The sequence below is a fragment of the Leucobacter sp. L43 genome (assembly GCF_016597785.1).
Classification (GTDB): domain Bacteria; phylum Actinomycetota; class Actinomycetes; order Actinomycetales; family Microbacteriaceae; genus Leucobacter; species Leucobacter alluvii.
On sequence record NZ_JAENJG010000001.1, the window covers coordinates 929497 to 947515 of the forward strand.

Annotated in this window: 18 protein-coding genes; 7 read left to right on the forward strand and 11 right to left on the reverse strand. The window is 68.1% G+C overall.

What is annotated here, in order from left to right; all coding sequences use genetic code 11:
- Positions 1-31: 31 nt before the first annotated feature.
- Genes JE033_RS04330 through JE033_RS04355 form a run of 6 tightly spaced genes read left to right on the forward strand, consistent with a single transcriptional unit; the run spans position 32 to position 5861 of the window.
- Positions 32-1039 (forward strand): proline racemase family protein, encoded by a 1008-nt coding sequence (locus JE033_RS04330; protein WP_200329708.1) that lies wholly within the window; start codon positions 32-34, stop codon positions 1037-1039.
- The gene (locus tag JE033_RS04335) at positions 1036-2055 is read left to right on the forward strand and encodes an ornithine cyclodeaminase family protein (RefSeq protein WP_200329710.1); all 1020 of its coding nucleotides are present in this window, start codon (positions 1036-1038) and stop codon (positions 2053-2055) included. The genes JE033_RS04330 and JE033_RS04335 overlap by 4 nt, the downstream gene beginning before the upstream one ends.
- Positions 2055-2792, forward strand: a complete 738-nt coding sequence (locus JE033_RS04340; RefSeq protein ID WP_200329712.1) for a GntR family transcriptional regulator — start codon at positions 2055-2057, stop codon at positions 2790-2792. The genes JE033_RS04335 and JE033_RS04340 overlap by 1 nt, the downstream gene beginning before the upstream one ends.
- Positions 2789-3946 (forward strand): FAD-dependent oxidoreductase, encoded by a 1158-nt coding sequence (locus tag JE033_RS04345; RefSeq protein ID WP_200329714.1) that lies wholly within the window; start codon positions 2789-2791, stop codon positions 3944-3946. The genes JE033_RS04340 and JE033_RS04345 overlap by 4 nt, the downstream gene beginning before the upstream one ends.
- The gene (locus tag JE033_RS04350) at positions 3943-4338 is read left to right on the forward strand and encodes a (2Fe-2S)-binding protein (RefSeq protein WP_200329716.1); all 396 of its coding nucleotides are present in this window, start codon (positions 3943-3945) and stop codon (positions 4336-4338) included. The genes JE033_RS04345 and JE033_RS04350 overlap by 4 nt, the downstream gene beginning before the upstream one ends.
- Positions 4335-5861 carry an NAD(P)/FAD-dependent oxidoreductase gene (locus JE033_RS04355; protein ID WP_200329718.1) on the forward strand — a complete coding sequence of 509 codons (1527 nt, stop codon included), beginning with the start codon at positions 4335-4337 and terminating at the stop codon, positions 5859-5861. Before JE033_RS04350 ends, JE033_RS04355 begins: the two co-directional genes overlap by 4 nt.
- Before the next feature lie 25 nt (positions 5862-5886).
- Here JE033_RS04355 and JE033_RS04360 read toward each other — a convergent pair whose 3' ends face one another.
- The 5 genes from JE033_RS04360 to JE033_RS04380 form a co-directional block, all read right to left on the reverse strand.
- Positions 5887-6597 carry an ABC transporter ATP-binding protein gene (locus JE033_RS04360; protein ID WP_090147553.1) on the reverse strand — a complete coding sequence of 237 codons (711 nt, stop codon included), beginning with the start codon at positions 6595-6597 and terminating at the stop codon, positions 5887-5889.
- The gene (locus JE033_RS04365) at positions 6594-7415 is read right to left on the reverse strand and encodes an ABC transporter ATP-binding protein (RefSeq protein WP_090147551.1); all 822 of its coding nucleotides are present in this window, start codon (positions 7413-7415) and stop codon (positions 6594-6596) included. Before JE033_RS04365 ends, JE033_RS04360 begins: the two co-directional genes overlap by 4 nt.
- Positions 7412-8596, reverse strand: a complete 1185-nt coding sequence (locus JE033_RS04370) for a branched-chain amino acid ABC transporter permease (protein WP_200329720.1) — start codon at positions 8594-8596, stop codon at positions 7412-7414. Before JE033_RS04370 ends, JE033_RS04365 begins: the two co-directional genes overlap by 4 nt.
- Positions 8593-9486 carry a branched-chain amino acid ABC transporter permease gene (locus JE033_RS04375; protein WP_090147548.1) on the reverse strand — a complete coding sequence of 298 codons (894 nt, stop codon included), beginning with the start codon at positions 9484-9486 and terminating at the stop codon, positions 8593-8595. The genes JE033_RS04370 and JE033_RS04375 overlap by 4 nt, the downstream gene beginning before the upstream one ends.
- A 72-nt stretch (positions 9487-9558) precedes the next feature.
- Complete coding sequence (locus tag JE033_RS04380; protein ID WP_200329722.1) at positions 9559-10734, reverse strand: branched-chain amino acid ABC transporter substrate-binding protein; 1176 nt, start codon at positions 10732-10734, stop codon at positions 9559-9561.
- 259 nt (positions 10735-10993) lie between these two features.
- Here JE033_RS04380 and JE033_RS04385 point away from each other — a divergent pair, with 259 nt between their 5' ends.
- The gene (locus tag JE033_RS04385; RefSeq protein ID WP_200329724.1) at positions 10994-12514 is read left to right on the forward strand and encodes an aldehyde dehydrogenase (NADP(+)); all 1521 of its coding nucleotides are present in this window, start codon (positions 10994-10996) and stop codon (positions 12512-12514) included.
- Positions 12515-12645: 131 nt separating this feature from the next.
- Here the strand turns inward: JE033_RS04385 and JE033_RS04390 are convergent, their stop codons facing one another.
- The 6 genes from JE033_RS04390 to JE033_RS04415 all read right to left on the reverse strand — a co-directional run bounded on the left by JE033_RS04390 (position 12646) and on the right by JE033_RS04415 (position 17993).
- Entirely contained in the window at positions 12646-13275 is a 630-nt protein-coding gene (locus JE033_RS04390) for a superoxide dismutase (protein ID WP_090147537.1), read from the reverse strand.
- A gap of 20 nt (positions 13276-13295) precedes the next feature.
- Positions 13296-13805, reverse strand: a complete 510-nt coding sequence (locus tag JE033_RS04395) for a flavin reductase family protein (RefSeq protein WP_200329726.1) — start codon at positions 13803-13805, stop codon at positions 13296-13298.
- Complete coding sequence (locus tag JE033_RS04400) at positions 13802-15160, reverse strand: FAD-dependent oxidoreductase (protein WP_200329728.1); 1359 nt, start codon at positions 15158-15160, stop codon at positions 13802-13804. Before JE033_RS04400 ends, JE033_RS04395 begins: the two co-directional genes overlap by 4 nt.
- Positions 15157-15483, reverse strand: coding sequence for a ferredoxin (gene fdxA / locus JE033_RS04405; RefSeq protein WP_200329730.1), 327 nt, complete (start codon positions 15481-15483; stop codon positions 15157-15159). The genes JE033_RS04400 and fdxA overlap by 4 nt, the downstream gene beginning before the upstream one ends.
- Before the next feature lie 248 nt (positions 15484-15731).
- The gene (locus JE033_RS04410) at positions 15732-16742 is read right to left on the reverse strand and encodes a LacI family DNA-binding transcriptional regulator (RefSeq protein WP_200329732.1); all 1011 of its coding nucleotides are present in this window, start codon (positions 16740-16742) and stop codon (positions 15732-15734) included.
- Between the two features lie 51 nt (positions 16743-16793).
- Positions 16794-17993 carry a fumarylacetoacetate hydrolase family protein gene (locus JE033_RS04415; protein WP_200329734.1) on the reverse strand — a complete coding sequence of 400 codons (1200 nt, stop codon included), beginning with the start codon at positions 17991-17993 and terminating at the stop codon, positions 16794-16796.
- Positions 17994-18019: the final 26 nt, after the last annotated feature.

Consider the following 18019-nt stretch of genomic DNA (forward strand, 5'->3'; position numbering starts at 1 on the left):
CAACGCGGCCTCGTTCACTGAAAGGGCGCACATGCGTACGAGTCACGTCTATCACGCCGTCGATTCGCATACCGAGGGCATGCCGACACGGGTCATCACCGGGGGCGTCGGCGTGCTGCCCGGTGACACGATGGCCGAGCGGCGCCTCTGGTTCATGGAGCATCGAGACGACGTGCGTCAGCTGCTCATGTTCGAGCCGCGCGGGCACGCGTCCATGAGCGGCGCGATTCTGCAGCCGCCGACGCGCCCCGACGCCGATTGGGGAGTGCTCTACATCGAGGTCTCCGGGTGTCTGCCGATGTGCGGGCACGGCACCATCGGTGTCGCGACCGTGCTCGTCGAGACGGGAATGGTCGACGTCACGGAGCCCACGACGACGATCCGGCTGGATACCCCGGCTGGTCTCGTCGTCGCTGAAGTAGCCGTCACCGACGGGCACGCCGACCACGTCACGATCACGAACGTGCCGTCGTTCGCCGAGCGCCTCGGCGCGATCGTGGCGGTGCCCGGCCTGGGCGCGGTCGGCTACGACCTCGCCTTCGGCGGCAACTTCTACGCCATCGTCGAGCTCGAACGGCTCGGCATCGAGTGGCATGAGGATCGCCGCAACCAGAGCGAGCTGCTCGCCGCAGGCCTGTCGATCATGGATGCCATCAACGCGACGGCCGAGCCCGTGCACCCCGAGCGCCCCGACATCCGCGGGGTGCACCACGTCTATCTGCAGGCACCCGGTTCGACGGCGCAGCACTCCCGCCACGCGATGGCGATCCACCCGGGCTGGTTCGACCGCTCCCCCTGCGGCACGGGAACGAGCGCCCGCATGGCGCAGCTGCACGCCCGCGGCGAGCTGCCGCTCGACACGGAGTTCATCAACGACTCCTACATCGGTTCCCGTTTCCACGGCACGCTCATCGCCGAGACCGAGGTCGGCGGTCGCCCCGCGGTCATCCCGACGATTCGAGGTCGCGCCTGGGTGACCGGCACCGCCCAGTACTTCCTCGACCCCAGCGACCCGTTCCCGAACGGCTTCCTCCTGTGAGCGGCGCATCGGCAGCGCTGCCCTACTTCACGGCTGCGGACATCACGCGGCTCCTGCCGATCCCCGACGCCATCGCGGCACTGCGCGCTGCGCTGCGCGACGACGTCGATCCCGAGCGCGACGCGCCGCGCCTGTTCAGCGACTTTCCCGGAGGCGAATTCTTGCTGATGCCCGCCCAGGGAACCCGATTCAGCGGGTTGAAAGCCCTGACCGTGGCGCCTGAGAACCCCGCTCGCGGTCTCGCGAAGATTCAGGGGGTGTACATCGTGTACTCGTCAGACACCGCTGAGCCCCTCGCGATCCTCGAGGGAGCCTCCCTCACGGCGATCCGCACCCCCGCGGTCGCGCTGCTCGCGGTGCAGCATCTCGTGGCGATCGCGCCGCCCGGAGGTGAGCCCGCGCCTCATCCGCGCATCCTCGTGTTCGGCGCCGGGGTGCAGGCGGCAGCGCACATTCGGGCCGCCGCCACCGCGTTTCCCGACGCGACGTTCGACGTGGTCGGGCGCCGACCGGCGCGAGTGGATGCGATGATCGAAGCACTCTCGGGTGCCGGCGAGACCCGCGGAGTCTCCATTCGCAATCGCACCGGCAGCGCGGAGGCCGCGGTACCCGAGGCCGACATCATTCTGTGCACCACATCGACGAGCACGCCCCTGTTCGACGGCGCTCTGGTCGCCGAGCACGCCGTCGTCGCCGCGAACGGGACCCACGGCACGGACAAGCGCGAACTCGATGACGCGCTGATCGAACGCTCCGATCTGGTCGTCGAAGGCCGCGCGTCCGCGCAGCGGGAGAACGGAAATCTCACCGCCCTCGACGCAGAGGTGTGGGGCAGCGCCAGTGCGCCCGCCAACCTGCGGGATCTCGTCACCGGCGACATGCGGCGCACCCCCGGCCGCCCCGCGGTGTTCACCGGCGTCGGCATGGCTTGGGAGGACTTGATCTGCGCGTCTGCGGTGCTCGAATCCGCCGCCCGGAGGGACGCGGCGCCTCCACGGGCCGAGGGAGCGTCGTGATGCCGACGTCCGATCCCGCCGTCGCCGTTCGCTCGACGCCCGCCGTCGAGCGCGTCGCGCGACCCCGGTACCTCCGCGAGACGGTCCTCGAACGGCTGCGCACGGCGATCATCACCGGAGAGCTCGCCGAAGGCGCGCTCTTCTCAGCGCCGATGCTCGGGCAGGCACTCGGCGTGTCCGCCACTCCCGTGCGCGAGGCGATGATGGATCTCGCCCGTGAAGGCCTCGTGGAGACCGTGAAGAACAAGGGCTTTCGCATCACGCGCATGTCGGAAGACGACCTGGACGACCTGGCCCAGGTCAGACTGCTGCTGGAGCCCCCCGCGATGCACCTCATCGCCGGTCGCGTCACCGACGTGGAGCGCACGGCACTCCGCGAGGTCGCCGAAGCGTGCGCAGCGGCGGCAGAACGCGAAGATCTGCAGCAGTACCTGCAGCTCGATCGCGCATTCCATGCCCGACTGCTCTCCCTGACGGGGAATCAGCAGCTCGTCGTTCTCGCGACCGAGCTGCGTCTGCGCACCCGCATGTACGGGCTCATCGCCCTTGCACGGGACGGACAGCTCGCAGCCTCGGCGCAAGAGCATCACGATCTCGTCGAGCAGCTGCACCGAGGTGATGCGGACGCAGCCGAGCATCTGCTCCGTCAGCACATCGGTCATGCACGGGCGCTGTGGGCGACGGGGACGGAGAGTGGCCCGAGCGCCGATGAACTGACGCGGAGGCGGGACACGTGACGCGGGGCCCATCCGACGTGCTCATCATCGGAGCGGGAATCATGGGGTGCGCCACGGCGTATTTCGCAGCCCGAGCCGGCCTCTCGGTGACCGTGCTCGAACGGGAGCTCCCGGTCAGCGGTTCGACTTCCCGGTGCGAGGGCAACATCCTCGTGAGCGACAAGGAGCTCGGCCCCGAGCTCGAGCTCACCCACTACTCACTCGACATCTGGCGCGGCGAACTCGCCGAATTCGGGCGCTTCTGGGAGTTCGAGGCGAAAGGCGGCATCATCGTCGCTTCTCGCGAGTCCAGCCTGGCCTCGCTCGAGCGCTTCTCCGCCAGTCAGCGCGCGTTCGGGATCCGGTCGGAGCGTCTGGATCCCGGAGCACTGCGCGAGTACGAGCCGCTCGTGACCGAGAGTGCGCTCGGAGCCGCGTACTACCCGGACGACTGTCAAGTGCAGCCGATCCTCGCGGCTTCCACCTTCCTCCGGCTCGCCCGCGGCCTCGGCGCCGAGCTGGTCACCCGCGCGCCGGTGACCGCGCTGCTGCGCGATGGCGACCGGGTCGTGGGTGCTCGAACCCCCAGGGGGGATTTCAGCGCGGCCCACATCGTGAACACGGCGGGCGCCTGGGCCGGCAGCATCGGCGACCTCGCAGGAGTGCGGGTGCCCGTGCTGCCACGACGGGGATTCGTTCTGGTCACCGAACCGCTGCCGCCCCGCGTGCACCACAAGGTGTACGCCGCCGAATACGTCGACAACGTCGGAAGCGCGGACGCCGGCCTGCAGGCCTCACCCGTCGTCGAGGGCACGCCGGCGGGCACGATTCTGATCGGTTCGAGTCGGGAGCGCGTCGGGTTCGACCGAACCGTCAGCGTGCCGGCGCTGCGCTCCATCGCACGGAACGCGATCGAACTGTTCCCCTTCCTCGCAGGTACGCGCATGCTGCGGCACTATCACGGGTTCCGGCCCTACTGCCCCGATCACCTGCCCGTGATCGGCCCTGATCCTCGCGCGCCCGGCCTCTGGCACGCCGCAGGCCATGAGGGCGCCGGCATCGGACTCGCCGCTGGCACCGGAAAGCTCCTCGCCCAGGCGCTCTCCGGCGACGCTCCCGAACTCCCCCTGCACCCCTTCCGCCCCGAACGCTTCGATGAGGAGGTATCGGCATGACACGGCGAACCCGTCGCGCCGCAGCCCGCCCCGATCCCGCTCCCGAGGAAGCGGCCGGCGATGTCGTCGCCGCGTTCGACGGTGCCCCGATCTTCGCGCCCCGCGGCGCGAGTATCGCTGCTGCCCTCATCTCCTCCGGCCGGACGTCGTGGCGCAGCACGCGCGATGGCGAGCGCCGGGGCATCTTCTGCGGCATCGGCGTGTGCTTCGATTGCCTGGTCGAGGTCGACGGGGAGTCGGGACAACGCGCCTGCATGATCCCCCTGCGCGCTGGCATGGACGTCCGCTCGGCCACCGGAGCATCGACTCCCGAATCGGGCGGAGAGGCACCCGCGGGGCTTGACGCCGCTCCGCCCGCTGACACGCGCGCTGCCGGCGGAGGACGCGCATGAGCGACCAGACCGGACTCTCGGGAAGCGATCCGATCGCGCCACCGCTGCGCCGCACGGCATCGCAGCCGCACGCCGACGTCATCGTCGTGGGAGCGGGACCCGCCGGGCTCGCTGCGGCTGCCACCGCGTCCGAGTCGGGGGCATCGGTCATCGTGATCGACAGTGCTGAGCAACCTGGAGGCCAATACTGGCGGCACCGCAGTGAGGCCGCCGGTGACGACGACGGCGCCCTGCATCACGGCTGGCAGGAGTACCTCGCGCTGCGCGCGCGGTTCGACGCTGGAATGGGTGCCGGGGCGATCCGCTACATTCCCGCGACGAGCGTGTGGATGGTGCAGCGGACGCCCCCGGCTTCGCCCGATGCGGTGCCCTGCTTCACGCTTCGGCTGGCTCCCTCGTACGGGCCGGGCGCGGGCGCCGCGACCACCGTTCGGGCGCGCACGCTCGTGCTCGCGACCGGAGGGTACGATCGGCAGATCCCGCTTCCCGGCTGGCACCTCCCGGGCGTCATGGCAGCCGGGGGCATACAAGCCTTCATCAAGCAGAACGGCGCCTTGCCGGGTTCCCGTTTCGTCATCGCAGGCACTGGCCCGTTCCTCCTGCCCGTCGCTTCGAACATCGCGCACTCGGGGGGCCGCGTCACGTCCGTCCTCGAATCATCGTCGCTCGTCGGCTGGCTCCCTCGAGCCCATCGCGCATTCGGTGTCCCCGCAAAGGGCGCCGAAGGGGCGGAGTACATCGCCACCTTCCTGCGTCGACGCATTCCGTATCGACGTCGCACGGTCATCACCGAGATTCTCGGAGACTCCCATGTGGAGGCCGTGCGCACCGCGCGGATCGGGCGGTCGGGGGAAGTAGAGCCGAAGAGCTCCCGCATCATCGAGGACGTCGACGCCGTCGGACTGGGATGGGGCTTCACGCCGCAGCTCGAGCTTCCCGTGCAACTGGGGGCCCAGACGAGGCTCGACGCGGACGGCTCACTGGTGGCGGTCGTCGACCAGAACCAGCGATCCTCCGTGCCGGGGCTCTTCCTCGCGGGTGAACTGACCGGGGTCGGCGGCGCAGTGCTCGCGGTACTCGAAGGCACCGTCGCCGGCCGGGCGGCCGCCGCAGACGCAACCGGTGAGATCGGGAGCGCGACGACGGCGGAGCTTCGGGCGATGCGGCGTCAACGCTCGTTCGCGGAGGCGATGCATCTCGCGCATCCGGTACCCGAGGGCTGGGAGCAGCGCCTCCACACCGACACGATCGTCTGCCGATGCGAGGAAGTGCGCTACGGCGCCCTCTCCCACGCCCGCGAAGTGCTCTCGGGCGAGGACTCCCGCACGCAGAAGGGTGTGACGCGCGCCGGGATGGGCTGGTGCCAGGGTCGTGTCTGCGGATACGCAGTCACCTGCATCGCCGGAGCGCCCGCTCCCTCTCGGGCGGGCGCACGGGATTCCGCCGCGTCTCTTGCACAGACGAATCACCGGCCGATCGCGCAACCGATCCCGCTCTCCGCACTCCTCGACGTCGAGGAGTGAGCGGGATCGGCCGCGCCCAGCGCTCCTAGGCCCCCAGGTACGCCTCGATCACTCTCGGGTCCGCGGCGAGTTCCGCCGCCGACCCCTGCATCGTCACGCGCCCTGATTCGAGCACGTAGCCCCGATGCGCGATCTTCAGAGCCGCCCGCGCGTTCTGCTCGACCAGGAGCACCGTCGTGCCCTGGGCGTTCACGCGCTGCACGATCTCCATGACCTGCTTCGCGATGAGCGGCGCCAATCCCATCGAGGGCTCGTCGAGCAGGAGGAGCTTCGGTCCGCCGACGAGTGCCCGCCCGAGCGCGAGCATCTGCTGCTCACCGCCGGAGAGCGTGCCGCCCTGCTGCCCGCGACGCTCGGCGAGCCTCGGCATGAGCTCGTAGGCCTCCTCCGCTCTCCGCGCGATGACCTTCTGGTCTTTCACGAGGTAGCCTCCGAGCAACAGGTTCTCGTGCACCGTCATCGTGGAGAAGATGCGCCGCCCCTCGGGAATGTGGAGCAGCCCGGCTCCGACCGCATCCCAAGGCTGCATGCGCAGGAGGTCGTGATCCCCCCAGCGCGCCCGGCCCGTCTTGGCGCGCACGAGACCGGAGATCATCGACAGGGTCGACGTCTTTCCGGCTCCATTGTTCCCGAGGAGCGACACGATCTCTCCCTCGCGCACGGTCAGACTGAGGTCGCGCAGTGCGTGCACGCGGTGGTAGTACAGGTCGATGTTCTCGAGCACCAAGTCGCTCATGCGTCCTCCTCTTCGCCGAGATACGCGGCGATCACCGCGGGGTCTTGCTTGATCTGCTGCGGGGTGCCATCGGCGATCTCGGTGCCGTAGTTCAGCACGACGATCCGCTCAGAGACCTGCATCACGAGCCCCATGTCGTGCTCGATCAGCACGATGCTCACGCCGAGATCGCGAATCCTGCGGATCAGGTGCATCAGTTCGATCTTCTCGCTGTGGTTCAGGCCGGCGCCGGGCTCGTCGAGCAGCAGCAGCTTCGGCTGGGTCGCGAGCGCCCGCGCGATCTCGACGCGCCGCTGCTCGCCGTACGGCAGCTGGGTCACCAGCAACTCGTCGTCCGCACGAAATCCCACGAAGTCGAGCCAGCCGCGCGCATCCTCCGCGCACTGCGCTTCGCTGCGGGTGTAGCGCGGCGTGTGCAGCATCGCGTCGAAGACGTTCTGACGCAGATGCGCGTGCATCGCGGTCTTCACGTTGTCGAGCACGCTCATCTCCTTGAAGAGCCGCACATTCTGGAAGGTACGAGCCATTCCGAGCTGCGTGACCGCCGACGGCTTGCGCCGCGCGATCGACTCTCCGTCGAAGACGACCGTGCCCCGGTCGGGCCGGTAGAAGCCCGAGATGCAGTTGAACGCGCTCGTCTTCCCCGCTCCGTTCGGCCCGATCACGGAGACGATCTCGCCCTCGTGCACGGAGAACGAGAGACCGTCCACGGCTTTGATCCCGCCGAACGATACCGCGAGGTCGGCGACTTCGAGCAGCACCCGCGCGGTTCCGCTCGGCCGAGCCCCTGGCTCGGTCAGCTGTGAGGTGTCGCTCATCGTCGTCCCTCCTCGTCATTCGGTGCTGTTGCAGGGTCGCTGGCGGGGCTGCCGGTCGTGTCACCCGCGTTCTCGACGACGCCCACCACGCCGACGCTCTCCGTCGGCGGCACCTCTGAAATCTGCCGCTTCTTCAAGAACGGCAGTATGGCGTTCGCCGGCCAGATGCCCCGCGGGCGGAAGATCATCGCGACGACGAGCAGCACGCCGAACAGGAGGAAGCGCCACTCGCTGAACTCGCGGAGGAACTCGGGGGCGAGCGAAACGAAGAGCGCCCCGATGATGACGCCGGGCGTCGAGCCCATCCCGCCCAGCACGACAGCCATCAGCACGAGCGCCGAGTACAGGAATTCGAAGCTGTTCGGGGCGATCGCCGAGAGATGGCCGGCCATCAGCGTTCCGGCGAACCCGCCCCACACCGCGCCGATGATGTACGCGAGCAGCTTGGTCGCATACCCGTTGATCCCCATCGCCTCGCTCACGTCTTCGTCGTCTCGCACCGACTTCCATGCGCGGCCGAGCTTCCCTCTGCCGAGGCGCGACACCGCCACAACGGCGACCCCGATGCCGACGAAGAGCACGAAGTAGTAGAACAGCACCTTGGCATTGAAATGGATCCCGAGGATGTCGAGGCCGTCGGAGAACGACCACCCGAAGAACGACCACGTCGGGATGCCGTGGATGCCGCTCGGGCCGCCCGTGATCTGCAGATTGTTGGCCGTGATCCGGATGATCTCACCGAACCCGAGCGTCACGATCGCGAGATAGTCGCTCCGCAGGCGCAGGGTCGGGCCCCCGATGATGACGCCGGCGAGGATGCAGGCGATCACCACGAACGGGATCGTCTCGAGCATCGAGAGCCCGAACTGCGTCGTGAGGATCCCGCTCGTGTAGGCGCCGACGGCCATGAACGCGATGTACCCGAGATCGAGGAGTCCCGCGTAGCCGACGACGACGTTCAAACCCATCGCGAGGACGATGTAGATGAAGGCCGAGGTGAGGATCGAGATGATGTACGGCGTCGCGGTGACGAACGGGAGGATCGCCGCCGCGGCGAAGAGCACGATCCCGAGCACCTTCATGAAGCGTTCGGGAGCGAGAAGCCCGCGGATGGCCGGCGGGCGTTCGAGCGTGGGTTTCGGCGCCTGCAGGCGCGGAGTCTTCGGTCGGGCCATGGTCATACCCTCTCCACGACGCGCTCGCCGAGAATGCCGGTCGGTTTGAATACGAGGAACAGGATGAGGAAGCCGAATGCGAAGACATCGCGCCACTGACCTCCGAGAAAATGAGTGCCGAAGGATTCGAGGAGCCCGAGCACGACGCCGCCGAGCATCGCGCCGTAGAGGTTCCCGATGCCGCCGATCACCGCCGCGGTGAACGCTTTGAGGCCGATGACGAACCCCATCAGGAAGTCGATGGTGCCGTAGTACGCGGCGGCCATCACCCCCGCGGCTCCCGCGAGCGCCGAACCGATGAAGAATGTGCGGGAGATGACTCGGTTCACGTTGACGCCCATGAGCAGGGACGCCTTCTGATCGAGGGCGATCGCGCGCATCGCGCGGCCCTCCCGCGAATGCATGACGTAGCGTTGCAGCAGGAACATGAGGATCGCGGCGACCAGCATCAAGACGAGCTGCGGCATGGTGATCCGCGCGCCGAGGACTTCGACGGGGGCGCCCTGGAGCCGGATCGGGAAGACGAGCGGGCTCGCCCCGAAGATCTGACGCACGGCGTACTCGAGGGTGAACGAGACGCCCACCGCCGTGATCAGTGCGGCCAGGCGCGGACTTGACCGCAGCGGACGGTAGGCGATGCGCTCGATGAGCACGCCGATTCCGCCGGTGAGCAGCATCGTGATGAGCAGCACGAGCAGCAGGATGGGGATCGAGCCGAGGCCGAACAGCCCCGTGAAGCCGCCGAGCACCACGAACGCGAGGAACGAGCCGAGCATGTAGAGATCGCCGTGCGCGAAGTTCAGGAGTTTGATGATGCCGTAGACCATGCTGTAGCCGAGTGCGACGAGCGCGTAGAACGAGCCGACGAAGAGCCCGTTCCAGATGAGTTGGAACATGAATGCCTTCCCTGGGTTGCCGATGCGTGATGAGCCGGACGAACGGCGCACCGTCCGTCCGGCTGCTCATCGCTAGCCCTGCAGGTCGTCCTTCAGCACGAACGCGCCACCGTCACCGGTCGGCTCGACGATGACGAAGCCGCCTCCCTCTCGGGAGCCGTCGTCAGCGAACGTCAGGTCGCCGGTGAGCAACGGGAATCCCTCGAGCTCATCGAGCGCGGTCGTCACGGCTTCGAATTCGGTACCACCGGCCTCGGTGAAGGCCTCGGCCATCGTCTTCACCGCCTCATAGGTTTGAATCGAGTACGGCCCCGGAGCGGCCCCGCCCGACACCTCCTCGTAGTCGGCGATCCACGCGTCGCCGCCCTCGAGCATGTCGGGGGTCTTCGTGAACGTGCCCACCACGTTCTTGATGCTCTCGTCGCCGGCGATCGCGGCGAGCTGCGCGTCGACGGAGCCGTCGCCGACGAGGATCGGACCGTCGTAGCCTGCGCCGCGGAGCTGATTCACGAGCAGACCGCCGGCCTGGTAGTAACCGCTCCACACGATGAAATCGGGGTCCGCACCCAGCACGCTGTTCACGTTCGCCGAGAAGTCCTTCTCGTCAGGATTGACCGACTCCCGCTTCGCGATCTCGAACCCTTCGGCCTGCTCCTCGACGGAGTCGGCGAGGTCGACCGAGTAGTCGGTATTGTCGTCGATCACTGCGACACGGGCGGCACCGACCGATTGGATGTACTCCACGGCTGCTTCGGCCTGCTGCGCGCCGGTCCCGTTGATCATGAAGGCGCCCTGTCCGACGAGCTGGTTCGAGTTCGCGGCGGGGATCACCATCGGCACCTGCGCGTCGGTGAAGACCGGGATCGTGGGCAGTGTCGCACCGGAGCAGTATCCGCCGACCGAGCCCTTCACTCCCGCGGTGACCAGCTTGTTGGCCGCTGCGACAGCCGCTGTCGGATCGCAGCCGTCGTCTTCGGTGACGAGCTCCAGATCACGACCATCGATGCCGCCATCCCCGTTGACCTCGTCGATCGCGAGCTGAGCCCCGAATCTCATGTAGTCGCCGAATGCGGCCTCCTGACCGGAGAACGGTGCGAGCATACCGATCTTGATCGGACCATCCTCGCTCCCGCCGTCGTCGCCGCTGCCGGCGAGACCGCCCGAGCAGCCGGAGAGCGCGAGCCCGAAGGCGAGCGTGAGAGCCCCGGTGGCGGCGAGCCGTGCTGATGCTGAACGTCGTGAAGACATCAAGACTTCCTTTCGTGGATACGTCATTGAATCGCTGAAAGTGCAGACGACGTCACCTTCGACGTCCTGTACAATTTTACATTGTATAGTCGGCGCCGATGCGGCACAGATCACGTTTCGAACACGATCGCTGATGCCCCTCCCGCACGGTAGACCGGTCATCGACTGTGCACGAGAGACGGCACGACTCGACGTCGCGCCTGAAAGAATGGCAGCGGTTCCCGCAAGCACTGATGCCCCGACAACGAAGGATCGATGCATGACTCACGAAGCGCTTTCTCCTGATCTTGAGGCCGTCATCGCACGCGCCACCACCGCCGCACCCCACCTCGCCACCACCACCGCCACCCAACGAGCACGAGCCCTCGTCGCCATCGCCGACGCCCTCGAAACCGCAACACCCGACCTCGTACACATCGCACTCCGCGAGACCGGCCTCACCCAAGCCCGACTCACCGGCGAAGTCACCCGCACCGCCGTCCAACTCCGCCTCTTCGCCGACACCATCGTCGACGGCGGCTACCTCGACGCCCGCATCGACCCCGCAGACCCCGACTTCGCCCTCGGCCAACGCCCCGATATCCGCCGCACCCACATCCCCCTCGGCCCAGTCATCAACTTCTCCGCCTCCAACTTCCCCTTCGCGTTCTCCGTCATGGGCGGCGACTCCGCAGCGATCCTCGCAGCAGGATGCCCACTCATCGTGAAAGCCCACTCCAGCCACCCAGACCTCTCCGACGCCACCGCGGAAGTCGCCACACGCGCACTCACCCAAGCAGGCATGCCCGAAGGCACCTTCCAACTCATCCACGGCCGCGAAGCCGGAGTGCAGGTCTTGCAGGACCCCCGCATCAAAGCCGGATCCTTCACCGGCTCCATCCGCGTCGGCCGCATCCTCGCCGACATCGCCGCGAACCGGCCAGCACCCATCCCGTTCTTCGGAGAACTCGGCAGCGTCAACCCCGTCTTCATCACCGCCGACGCCATCACGGAACGCGCCGACGAGATCGCCACCGGCTACCTCGCCAGCGTCGCAGGCTCCGCCGGCCAGCTCTGCACCAAGCCCGGCTTCGCATTCATCCCCGCAGGCAGCGCACTCCCCCAGGCCATCACCCACAACACGACCGACGTCCCCGAGCATCGCCTCCTCGACCCCCGCATCGCGAAATCCTACGACGAACGCCGCACCGCCGTACTGGGCACCGCCGGAGCGAACCCGCTGATCCCCGGCGGCATCCGCTTCGACGACGACGGACAGGGCTGGGCCACCCCCACCATCATCGCGATCAGCCTCGACGACTTCCGAACCGGACGCGACACCCTCCTCGAAGAATCCTTCGGCCCGCTCTCCATCCTCGTCGAAACCCCCACCGGCACCGACCTCGCAGCCCTCATGCCCGAGTTCTACGAAGGCAACCTCTCCGGCACCCTCCACATCAGCGAAGCCGAAGCCACCGGAGAAACCGACAACGCCCCCCAACTACGCGCCCTCATCGCCGCCCTCGCGAACCAAGTCGGCCGCGTCCTGTTCAACGGCTGGTCCACCGGCGTCGCCGTCACCCCCGCCCAACAGCACGGCGGCCCCTGGCCCGCGACAACGAACGACTCCTCCACCTCCGTCGGCACCGCAGCCATCACCCGCTTCCAACGACCCGTCGCCTACCAGAACGCACCCCAAGCACTCCTCCCCGAAGCACTCCAAGACACCAACCCGCTAGGCATCCCCCAACACATCAGCCCAGCAGGCCAATCACACCACTGGGGCACACGCTGGCACTAACCCCCAGCCGGAGACCGCACGGGCGCCGATTCCCTGCGCGAGCGTGAATCCGTGCACGACGAAGACCCCCGAGAGGCTCAGCCTCCCGGGGGTCTTCGTCGATCGAGGATCGGTGCTCCGACGCAGCAGGGTCAGCTCGCGACGATGAGGCCCTGGGTCGCGGCGCGGGCGGCCTCGAAGCGCCGATGCACGTCGGGCCAGTTCACGAGCTCCCAGAAGGCTTTGACGTAGTCGGCGCGCACGTTGAGGTAGTCGAGGTAGTAGGCGTGCTCCCAGACGTCGAGCTGCAGTAGCGGGGTGACCCCGAGCGGGGCGTTGCCCTGCTGGTCGAACAGCTGGAAGATCACGAGGCGGGCGCCCACGCTGTCCCAGGCGAGCACGGCCCATCCGGATCCCTGCACGCCGAGCGCCGTCGCAGTGAAGTGCGCACGGAAGGCGTCGATCGACCCGAACGCGTCGACCAGTGCTGCGGCGAACTCGCCCTCGGGCGTCCCGCCGCCGTCGGGCGAGAGGTTCTGCCAGAACACCGAGTGGTTGATGTGGCCGCCGAGGTTGAACGCGAGGTCTTTCTCGAGCTTGTTCACGTTCGCGAGGTCGCCCGCGCTGCGCGCTGCGGCGAGCTGCTCGAGCGCGGTGTTCGCGCCCGTCACGTACGCCTGGTGATGCTTGGAATGGTGCAACTCCATGATTTTGCCGGAGATGTGCGGTTCGAGCGCCGCGTAGTCGTAGGGCAGCTCGGGAAGTGTGTAGTGAGTGGGCATGTCGTCTTCCTTTCGATGGGTCAGTGGTGGGGGTCGTGCGGGAGGGCGTGGAAGCGGCGATCGAGATAGACGAGCGGGCGCCCCTGCGGGCCGGCCAGCACCTCGAGCACCTCTGCGATCACGACGGTCGACGAGCCGACGGCGACCGTTTGCAGGGTTCGGCAGCGCAGTGCGGCCCGCGCCGAGGCGAGGTGCGGCTCCCCGGTTTCCAGCGCCGACCACCCCTGCTCTGGGGTGAAACGCTCGGAGCCGCTGATCGCGAAGCTCTGCGCGAGGTCGGAGTGCTCGTCGTCGATGAGGTGCACGACGAAGGTGCGTGCGCCGAGGATCGCTCCTGCCGACCCGGTGGCCCTCGTGACCGAGAACATGATCGCAGCAGGGTCGACCGCGACCGAGGCCACGCTCGACGCCGTGAGCCCAACGGGGCCGTCGGGAGAGGAACCCGTGATGATCGCGACACCGGCCGGGTGCGTGCGGAACGCGGCCTTGAGTGCTTCGCCGACCGGTGCGGGCTCGGGTGTCGTGGTCATCGGACGGCCTCCGTCAATGTCTGGTGCTGGGCATGGGAGAGCATCTCCGCGCGATCCGCGATCTTCGTCCGCTCGCGTCCGCGCTCGGCTCCGGCGGCGCGCTCGGCGGAGTCGATGCGCAACCAGCCGTCGAGGTCCACGGCGCGGCCGAGCCGGGCGATCGGTTCCGCATCGTGCGAGACGGGCTCGGCCGCTGCGAGATCGGCGACGAGGTGACGAACGGTCTGCGCAGCATCCGACTTGGTCGATCCGATGAGCCCGACCGGCCCGCGCTTGATCCAGCCTGTGGCATACAACCGCGGGACCGGCTCTCCCGCCGCATCGACGACTCGCCCTTCGGCGTGGGGAACGACTCCGAGATCCGCGTCGAACGGCATCCCGGGGACCGCGGTCGAGCGGTAGCCCACGGCCCGGTAGACCGCTCCCACGTCGTAGTGCAGCAGCTCGCCGGTTCCGACCATCCGACCCAGCTCGTCCGACGCGGTGCGCTCCATCTCGATACCGGTCACGCGGTCCGTGCCCAGGAGACGAACGGGGCGCTGACGCACATGCAGATGGATGCGGCGGGAGGCCGTTCGGCTCGCCGGCTCGAGCGCGGCCCATTCGGTCATGGTGCGCACGACGATGCGGCGCTGTGAGAACTGCGCCACCATTCGCTCGGCGTGCTCGTCCAGGACGAGCTCCTCCGGGTCGACGATCACGTCGACATCGTCCTGCTCGGCGAGTTCGCGCAGTTCCATCGCGGAGAAGCGCACGTCGGCCGGGCCCCGCCGAGCAAACAGGTGCACATCGCGGAGCGGGTTGGCTGCGAGCTGATCGAGCACGGTATCCGGGGTGTCCGTGTGCATCAGCGCGCGGGAGTGCTTCGCGAGGATCCGGGTGACGTCGAGCGCGACGTTGCCCGCCCCGAGCACCGCGACAGACTCCGCCTCGAGCGGCCAGGTGCGCGCGGCGTCCGGGTGCCCGTCGTACCAGGAGACGAAGTCGGCGGCGCCGAAAGATCCCGGGAGGTCGATCCCGGGGATGTCGAGCTGGACGTCGAGGTCGGCGCCGGTCGCCACGATGACCCCGTCGTAGGCCGCCCGCAGTTCCTCGATCTCGACGTCGACGCCGATCTCGACGTTGCACTGCAGGCGAATGCGCGGGTTCACCAGCACGTCGTGCAGGGCATCGGTGATCTTGCGGATGCGCGGATGATCCGGGGCGACCCCGTACCGGACCAGCCCGTAGGGGGCCGGAAGCTTCTCGAATAGATCGATCGAGGCGGTCGGCGCGAGGTCGAGGAGGATGTCGGCGGCGTAGATCCCGGCCGGTCCCGCCCCGACGACGGCGATGCGCGGCTCTGCGACGGTCATGCGAACTCCCCCTCAGGTGGGAGTGCGGCGATGATCGGATGGTCGAAGGCGAGCATCCCCGTCTTGGCTGCGCCGCCCGGCGATCCGATCTCGTCGAAGAACTCGACATTCGCCGTGTAGAAGTCCTGCCATTCGTCGGGCAGATCGTCTTCGTAGTAGATGGCCTCGACCGGGCACACCGGTTCGCAAGCGCCGCAGTCAACGCACTCGTCGGGGTGGATGTACAACGATCGTTCGCCCTCGTAGATGCAGTCGACGGGGCACTCGTCGATACAGGCCCTGTCCTTCACATCGACGCACGGCAGGGCGATCACGTAAGTCATTGCTGGGTCCTCGCTCGGGTCACTCGGTCCTCGTTCGGGTCGTTGGGCCCGAAATCGGGCCACGTGACCACCGTAAAACCTGAAGTGCACTTGAGGTCAAGCCGAGGAGGGGCTTCCGTCTCGGGATGCACGTGCTTCATGCAGGGAATCCCGCGAGGAGCGGACCACATTGCCAAGACCGACCCGCACGAGCACGGATCCCCTGCGCGCCCGCGCCGGCGAGCGCTCGAGCCAGCATCGGGCGCGCCCTACTGCTGCGCGGTGCTCTCCCCCGCCACCAGGGTATGACCGACATCGACGATCGTGGAGGATGACGGCTTCTGGCCCGACTCGATGCGTTCGAGGAGCACGCGCCCGGCCTCCTCTCCGATTCGGCGGCTCGGCACGAGCATCGTGGTGAGCGTGGGCACGAGATGCCGCCCCACGTCGAAGCCGCCGAAGCCCGTGATGCCGATTTCGGTGGGAACCGATGTTCCGGAGCGCAGCGCCTCGAGCAGGGCTCCCGCGGCGAAGACGTCGCTCGAGAACATGATGACGTCGGCTTGCGGCAACTCAGTGCGCGCCTGGCGGAAGAGGTCGCGGCCGGCATCCATGCTGACGCCGGCCGTCCCAGAGTCGAGAATCCGCACCGGCACTTGCGGAAAGAGGCGCCGCATCCCGTCCTCGAAGGCCGCGCGACGTCGCAGTGCGCGAACGTCGCCCCCGCTGAATTGACCTGCGAGCACGGGGAAGCGGTACCCGAGCGAGTGGACGTGCTCGACGAGCGCACTCATCGCCGCGTAGTTCGAGAAGCCGACGACTGAGTCGACGGGGTGCTGCGTGAGCTCCCACGACTCGACCACGGGAACGCGGGCCGCGCTCAACAGCGTCTGCGCGCCGGGCGTATGCTCGGTGCCGACGAGCACGATTCCGTCCGGCCTGCGTCCGAGGAAGGCTCGGAGCATCTCCTCCTCCTGCTGCAGGCTGTACTCCGTCGTGCCGATGAAGAGGTGGTACCCGTGCGGGGCGAGCACGGTCTCGAGCCCCTGCACGGTCTCCGCGAAGACGGAGGCCGACACTGCGGGGATCAGCACGGCGATCGTTCGGCTGCGATTGGAGGCGAGGTTGCTCGCTGCGAGGTTCGGCACGTAACCGGTGGATCGGATCGACGCCTGCACGCGTTCGAGCGTGTCTTCGGAGACGACCCCCGGCTGGCGGATCGCGCGCGAGACGGTCTGCGGCGAGACGCCGGCGTGCTCCGCCACTTCGGCGAGTGTCACGCTCCGGGTGGACCGCCGACTCGACCGCTTTTCGCCATCAGGGTGCATCGCTTACCTCAGCAGTTCTCTCCTCGCCAGATTTCGCATGAGTGCCCCCACGCCGAACTCCCACGGAGCGCACGCTTCGCTGTGCGCGACCCGATTGATCAGTGTCCCCAGTGTAGGCGACGAGATGCGCACCACATCGCCGACATGGTGGGTGAAACCGGCACCGGCTTCACCCCGATCCGCCGTGGGAGCGAAGAGGGTGCCGAGGTACAGCGCTGCGCCATCGGGGTACTGGTGCTGCGGGCCGAGCAGCTGGCGCACCAGGTCCGCTGGGTCGCGGCTGATCTGCGTCATATCGGAGTGGGCTTCCAACGCGAATCCATCTGCGCCGTCCACTCTGAGCTGCACCTCGGCGCGGCGCACATCGTCGAGTGAGAATGAGGCGTCGAAGAGCCGGATGAACGGGCCGAGCGAACCGGAGGCGGTGTTGTCTTTCGCTTTGGGGAGCAGGAGGGCGCTGCGCCCCTCGACGTCTCTGAGGTTCAGGTCGTTGCCGAGCGTCGCCCCCAGAATGCGGCCGGCGGGATCGATGATCAGCGCGATCTCGGGCTCGGGGTTGTTCCAGCTCGACGTCGAGAGCACGCCGATCTCGCCGCCGGTGCCGACGGAGGCGAGCACCGGGCACTTGGTGAAGATCTCGGCGTCAGCGCCGATGCCGACTTCGAGGTACTGGCTCCACAACCCCTGCTCGATGAGGTAGTCCTTCAATTTCAGGGCTTCGTCGGAGCCCGGCTCGATCGCGCTGAGATCGCCGCCGATGACGTCGAGCACCTGAGCTCGCACGCGTGCCGCCTCGTCTGCGTTTCCCCGTGCACGCTCTTCGATGACCCGCTCGATCATCGAGACGGCGAAGGTCACACCGGCCGCTTTGACGCACTGCAGGTCGATCGGCGACAGGAACGTCACCTCGTCGATCTCGCTCTGCATCGTCGCCGAGAGAATGCGGTCGGCGGATCCGAGCGACGCTCCCGCCGCGCGCCGCGCCGCCGCAGCTGGATCGGCTTCGAGCATGAGGTCGCTCACCGTCGCGAACGCATGCGAGAGGTCGTACACGTCGTCGGCGGTCACGAGCACGGGGCTGGGGCCGGAGACCGCGGGATCCCAGACGCGGCCGATGAGGGTCGCCGAGGCGTGGTCGCGCGGAAGGGTCTCGGCGAGGCTCGCCGGCCAGGAGCGGGTCAGCGGTGCGGTCGATGCGGTCATGATCAATCCTGTTCGTTCGGGTCTTG

Coding starts and splice junctions, on each gene's coding strand:
- JE033_RS04330 (WP_200329708.1), top strand. CDS start 32: ATGCGTACGAGTCACGTCTATCACGCCGTCGATTCGCATACCGAGGGC.
- JE033_RS04340 (WP_200329712.1), top strand. CDS start 2,055: ATGCCGACGTCCGATCCCGCCGTCGCCGTTCGCTCGACGCCCGCCGTC.
- JE033_RS04350 (WP_200329716.1), top strand. CDS start 3,943: ATGACACGGCGAACCCGTCGCGCCGCAGCCCGCCCCGATCCCGCTCCC.
- JE033_RS04355 (WP_200329718.1), top strand. CDS start 4,335: ATGAGCGACCAGACCGGACTCTCGGGAAGCGATCCGATCGCGCCACCG.
- JE033_RS04360 (WP_090147553.1), bottom strand. CDS start 6,597: ATGAGCGACTTGGTGCTCGAGAACATCGACCTGTACTACCACCGCGTG.
- JE033_RS04365 (WP_090147551.1), bottom strand. CDS start 7,415: ATGAGCGACACCTCACAGCTGACCGAGCCAGGGGCTCGGCCGAGCGGA.
- JE033_RS04370 (WP_200329720.1), bottom strand. CDS start 8,596: ATGACCATGGCCCGACCGAAGACTCCGCGCCTGCAGGCGCCGAAACCC.
- JE033_RS04375 (WP_090147548.1), bottom strand. CDS start 9,486: ATGTTCCAACTCATCTGGAACGGGCTCTTCGTCGGCTCGTTCTACGCG.
- JE033_RS04380 (WP_200329722.1), bottom strand. CDS start 10,734: ATGTCTTCACGACGTTCAGCATCAGCACGGCTCGCCGCCACCGGGGCT.
- JE033_RS04385 (WP_200329724.1), top strand. CDS start 10,994: ATGACTCACGAAGCGCTTTCTCCTGATCTTGAGGCCGTCATCGCACGC.
- JE033_RS04390 (WP_090147537.1), bottom strand. CDS start 13,275: ATGCCCACTCACTACACACTTCCCGAGCTGCCCTACGACTACGCGGCG.
- JE033_RS04395 (WP_200329726.1), bottom strand. CDS start 13,805: ATGACCACGACACCCGAGCCCGCACCGGTCGGCGAAGCACTCAAGGCC.
- JE033_RS04400 (WP_200329728.1), bottom strand. CDS start 15,160: ATGACCGTCGCAGAGCCGCGCATCGCCGTCGTCGGGGCGGGACCGGCC.
- fdxA (WP_200329730.1), bottom strand. CDS start 15,483: ATGACTTACGTGATCGCCCTGCCGTGCGTCGATGTGAAGGACAGGGCC.
- JE033_RS04415 (WP_200329734.1), bottom strand. CDS start 17,993: ATGACCGCATCGACCGCACCGCTGACCCGCTCCTGGCCGGCGAGCCTC.